This window comes from Mesorhizobium sp. M7A.F.Ca.CA.002.04.1.1, assembly GCF_004022805.1.
GTDB classification, from domain to species: Bacteria; Pseudomonadota; Alphaproteobacteria; order Rhizobiales; family Rhizobiaceae; genus Mesorhizobium; species Mesorhizobium ciceri.
Genome location: NZ_RZPL01000516.1, coordinates 1 through 4,269, shown reverse-complemented (window position 1 = coordinate 4,269; position 4,269 = coordinate 1). Strand labels below are relative to the sequence as shown.

The following is a 4,269-nucleotide window of genomic DNA, read 5'->3' as shown; positions in this document are numbered from 1 at the left end:
GGTCCGGCACGGGCCGGAATCTGGGCCGGGATTGATGGCGCGTCTCGTCGGCTACCTCATCCGTTTCACCGTCATCCTGTTCGGCTATGCCGTCGCCTCGCTGGCGGCGAGCGCCTTCCTCAACATCCTGTTCCTGGCATCGCTCGGCTACACGCCGGAGCATGCGCATCCGACGGCGACGGCTTCCCTGTATTTTTCAATTCCCTTCGCCGCCCTGTTCGTCGCCTATTTCGCCCTGATGCCGGCCTCTGTCGTCATCCTGCTTGCCGAAATCCTGGGCCGGCGCGACTGGCTGTTCTATGCGCTGGCGGGCGCGGTGGTTGCCGGTGTTTTCCTCGGGCTTGCCGACCACAGCGGTGACACCGCCTTCGCCGTCAGGGACACCAGCGCCATCATGGCCGTGATCGGCAGCGGCATGGTCGGTGGTATCTTTTACTGGCTCAGCGCCGGGCGCTGGGCCGCAAGCTGGTGGCAAGGCGAACCAGAATCAAAAGAGGATGGCCGGACAGGATGACGGCGCCTACTTCGCCTGGGCCGTCAGGATCTTGAGGGCGAAGGCGGAGAACACGCCGGCAAACAGATAGTCGACCACCCGCGTAACGCGCGGGCTTGCCTTCATCGCCGCCGAAAACTTTTCCGCCGCCAGCACCATCGGCACCGTCACCGGGACCGACAGCACGATGAACATCGTGCCCAGGAAAAACAGCTTTCCCGGTGCGTTCGGATCATGTGCGGAGACGAACTGCGGCAGGAAGGTCATGAAGAACAGGATGATCTTCGGGTTGAGCAGATTGACGCCGAGGCCCGCCGCCCAGCTGCGCAACAGCGAAATCTCGGGTCCCGTCTTCTTCTCCGGCGAAAAGGCCGAGCCCCTGGTGATTGCCTGCCAGGCCAGGAAGACGAGATAGCCGGCGCCGAAGATCTTCAGCACGAAGAATGCCATCGGCGAGGCGACGATCAGCGCCGAGACGCCGACCACCACCAGCGTGGTGTGGATCAGCGTGCCGCACAGCGCGCCGGCCATCGAGGCAAAGCCGGTGGCACGGCCCTGGCTCAGCGTGCGCGAGACGAACAGGGTCATGTCCGGCCCCGGCGTGATCGCCAGGATGACCGTGGCGATGGCGAACTGGATCAGCGTGGTGGTGTCTGGAATGAACGACATGAGCGGCCCCGGGGAATTGGGAGGCCTATACAGGATGCGCCATGTCGACGCCAGACACAGCAGCGATCCGATCTCGATCCAGCAGGCGTCTGCACGGCATTCGCTGGGCGCCGGCCGCGGCAGTCCTATGCCTGCCTGCTCAGCCGTATCCTCGCTGGCTCCTCCGCGAAGAGTCGATCGTTGCGGACATCGGTGTCCCCGGTGATCTGGTCGATCGGCTTGGGCCGGCCGAGAAAATAGCCTTGCGCCTCATTGCAGCCTTCGACCTGCAGGATGGTGAGCTGGACATGTGTCTCGACGCCTTCGGCGAGCACCGGAATGTCGAGGCTGCGGCCCAGCGTCAGCACCGCCCGGATGATGGCCTTGGCCTGCGGGCTTCGCTCGACATCGGCCATGAATGAGCGGTCGAGCTTGATCTTGTCGAAGGGAAACGAGCGCAGCGTATCGAGCGATGAATAGCCGGTGCCGAAATCGTCGATCGCGATCGTCACCCCAAGCGCCTTGACCTGGCGCAGGACATGCAGCGTGCGCACCTTGTCGGCGACGATCGTCGATTCGGTCAACTCCAGCTCCAGCCGTTTCGGCGACAGCCCGGTCTCGATCAGGATCTGATGGACGAGCTTGGCGAGATCGGCATGGGCGAACTGCACCGGCGACAAATTGACCGCGATCTTGTGGCCATTGCCCCACGAGGCCGCCTGCCGGCACGCGGTCCGCAGCACCCATTCGCCGATCGCCATGATCGAGCCGTTCTCTTCGGCAATCGGGATGAATTCGGCGGGCGGGATCATGCCATGCACGGGATGGGTCCAGCGCAGCAGCGCTTCGTAGCCGCAGGTGGCGCCGGTCGGGACCGAGGTCTGCACCTGATAGTGAAGCGAAAGCTCGCCGCGGTCGATCGCCTGGCGAAGGTCGGTGGCCAAGGCGCGGCGCGCCCGCGCCGTCTCGTCCATGGCGGATTCGTAGAAGCAGACGGCTCGCGTCACGTCGTTCTTCGCCCGGTACATGGCAAGGTCGGCGTTGCTGACCAACCGCTCGCGGTCGGCCCCGTCGCGCGGATAGACCGCGCTCCGTGCTGAACTGCATCTTCTTAGTGCTGCGATGCGGGGCGCCATGGCACGGTCCCGCCAAAACGCCACGGCCCAGGCATCGCGCTCCCGCCATGCGCTGGACCAGAAGCCATGCATGCACGCGTGCTTGCTCGCTCTGCCGTTCCTGCTAAAAGGCGCTGCGACAATCTGTGACGCCCAGGCTGGGGCGTCCGCCACCGACGGGGTAAAAATGTCCAAAACCAAAGACATCAAGAAAGTCGTGCTCTCCTATTCCGGCGGTCTCGACACATCCATCATCCTGAAATGGCTGCAGACCGAGTTCGGCGCCGAGGTCATCACCTTCACCGCCGATCTCGGTCAGGGTGAAGAGCTGGAACCGGCGCGCCGCAAGGCCGAGATGATGGGCATCAAGGACATCCGTATCGTCGATGTGCGCGAGGAATTCGTCGCCGACTTCGTCTTCCCGATGTTCCGCGCCAACACCGTCTATGAAGGCACCTATCTGCTCGGCACCTCGATCGCCCGGCCGCTGATCTCCAAGCATCTGGTCGATATAGCCCGGGAAACCGGCGCCGATGCGATCGCGCATGGCGCCACCGGCAAGGGCAACGATCAGGTTCGCTTCGAGCTCTCGGCTTACGCACTGAACCCCGACATCAAGGTCATCGCGCCGTGGCGCGACTGGTCGTTCAAGTCGCGCACCGACCTGATGAACTTTGCCGAACAGCACCAGATCCCCGTGCCGAAGGACAAGAAGGGCGAGGCGCCGTTCTCGGTCGACGCCAACCTGCTGCACTCCTCTTCCGAGGGCAAGGTTCTGGAAGATCCATGGAGCGAGCCGCCGGAATTCGTCCACCAGCGCACCGTTTCGCCGATGGATGCGCCCGACAAGGTCACCGAGATCGAGATCGAGTTCCTGAAGGGCGACCCGATCGCGCTCAACGGCAAGAAGCTGTCGCCGGCAACCATGCTGGCGGCGCTCAACGATCTCGGCCGCGACAATGGCATCGGCCGGCTCGACCTGGTCGAGAACCGCTTCGTCGGCATGAAGTCGCGCGGCGTCTACGAAACGCCAGGCGGCACCATCCTGATCGCCGCCCACCGGGCCATCGAATCGATCACGCTCGACCGAGGTGCGGCCCACCTCAAGGACGAGTTCATGCCGCGTTACGCCGAGCTGATCTATAACGGCTTCTGGTTTGCGCCCGAACGGCTGATGCTGCAGGCGATGATCGACAAGAGCCAGGAAGACGTCGAGGGCACGGTGCGGCTCAAGCTCTACAAGGGCAACGTCATGGTCACCGGCCGCAAGTCGAAGAAGACGCTTTACTCCGATGCGCTGGTCACTTTCGAGGATGACCGTGGCGCCTATGACCAGAAGGACGCCGCCGGCTTCATCCGCCTCAATGCACTGCGGCTGAGAACGCTGGCAGCGCGCAACCGCGCCAAGTAGGGCGGATGCGCGGTTTCGGTCGCTGCCTGGCGCCGCTGGTTGTTCTGGCGACGCCGGCCGCCGGCCAGGAGTTCGACCCCGCCTCTCTTGACCTTCCCGCGCTGATCGAGTGCAGGGCGGACGTTCCGACTTACAACGACTTTGCCCTGTGGCTGTCCAGCGCACCGGGTGCCGTTGAAACGCTTGGCTGGAAGGAGGTTGCCTCCGCCAATCCGTTTCTCAGCCAATACGAACTGCCGGCCAAAATCCGCGTGTTCAACCGCGAGACAGGATCGATCGTGTTTACCGCTGCGGGGCCGATGGCCGTGCTCGACGGCGTTGCCGCGCCGGAGCTTGCAAAAGAACTCGACGTCATGGCCGTGTTTTCCACGCCGCAAAAATTCCTTGGCGAAAAGGTCGTTGTCCAAAGCACCGAAGAGTCGGAAGGATTGACCTTCTCCACCGACGTCAAGCTCAACGTCTCGACCGTCGAGTCCCATCCCGGCAAGACCCTGGCCGGCTGCTCCTACACGCTCGAAATCAAATAAAAACCCGGCATTCACGCCGGGTTTTCGATCAAGTCAAAAATGGCCGGGGCCTTCTGCCCGGTGCATGTTCCGTCA

Annotated in this window: 4 protein-coding genes and 1 pseudogene; 3 read left to right on the top strand and 2 right to left on the bottom strand. The window is 63.5% G+C overall.

Annotated features, from left to right (window positions below; translation table 11 throughout):
• Nucleotides 1-34 precede the first annotated feature (34 nt).
• On the top strand, nt 35-514 hold the full coding sequence (locus tag ENZ75_RS23100) for a hypothetical protein (protein WP_063169555.1): 480 nt from the start codon (nt 35-37) through the stop codon (nt 512-514).
• A gap of 6 nt (nt 515-520) precedes the next feature.
• On the opposite strand, the gene ENZ75_RS23095 is transcribed toward ENZ75_RS23100, so the two are convergent.
• Nucleotides 521-1,162 (bottom strand): LysE family translocator, encoded by a 642-nt coding sequence (locus ENZ75_RS23095; protein ID WP_013528810.1) that lies wholly within the window; start codon nt 1,160-1,162, stop codon nt 521-523.
• Between the two features lie 125 nt (nt 1,163-1,287).
• Nucleotides 1,288-2,229, bottom strand: a pseudogene (locus ENZ75_RS23090) (GGDEF domain-containing phosphodiesterase); the annotation flags it as partial.
• A 214-nt stretch (nt 2,230-2,443) separates the two neighbouring features.
• Between ENZ75_RS23090 and ENZ75_RS23085 the strand changes: the two are divergent.
• Both ENZ75_RS23085 and ENZ75_RS23080 read left to right on the top strand, forming a co-directional pair.
• Complete coding sequence (locus ENZ75_RS23085) at nt 2,444-3,667, top strand: argininosuccinate synthase (RefSeq protein ID WP_063169556.1); 1,224 nt, start codon at nt 2,444-2,446, stop codon at nt 3,665-3,667.
• A 5-nt stretch (nt 3,668-3,672) separates the two neighbouring features.
• Nucleotides 3,673-4,194 (top strand): hypothetical protein, encoded by a 522-nt coding sequence (locus ENZ75_RS23080; protein WP_027162880.1) that lies wholly within the window; start codon nt 3,673-3,675, stop codon nt 4,192-4,194.
• Nucleotides 4,195-4,269 lie beyond the last annotated feature (75 nt).

Coding starts and splice junctions, on each gene's coding strand:
- ENZ75_RS23100 (WP_063169555.1), top strand. CDS start 35: ATGGCGCGTCTCGTCGGCTACCTCATCCGTTTCACCGTCATCCTGTTC.
- ENZ75_RS23095 (WP_013528810.1), bottom strand. CDS start 1,162: ATGTCGTTCATTCCAGACACCACCACGCTGATCCAGTTCGCCATCGCC.
- ENZ75_RS23085 (WP_063169556.1), top strand. CDS start 2,444: ATGTCCAAAACCAAAGACATCAAGAAAGTCGTGCTCTCCTATTCCGGC.
- ENZ75_RS23080 (WP_027162880.1), top strand. CDS start 3,673: ATGCGCGGTTTCGGTCGCTGCCTGGCGCCGCTGGTTGTTCTGGCGACG.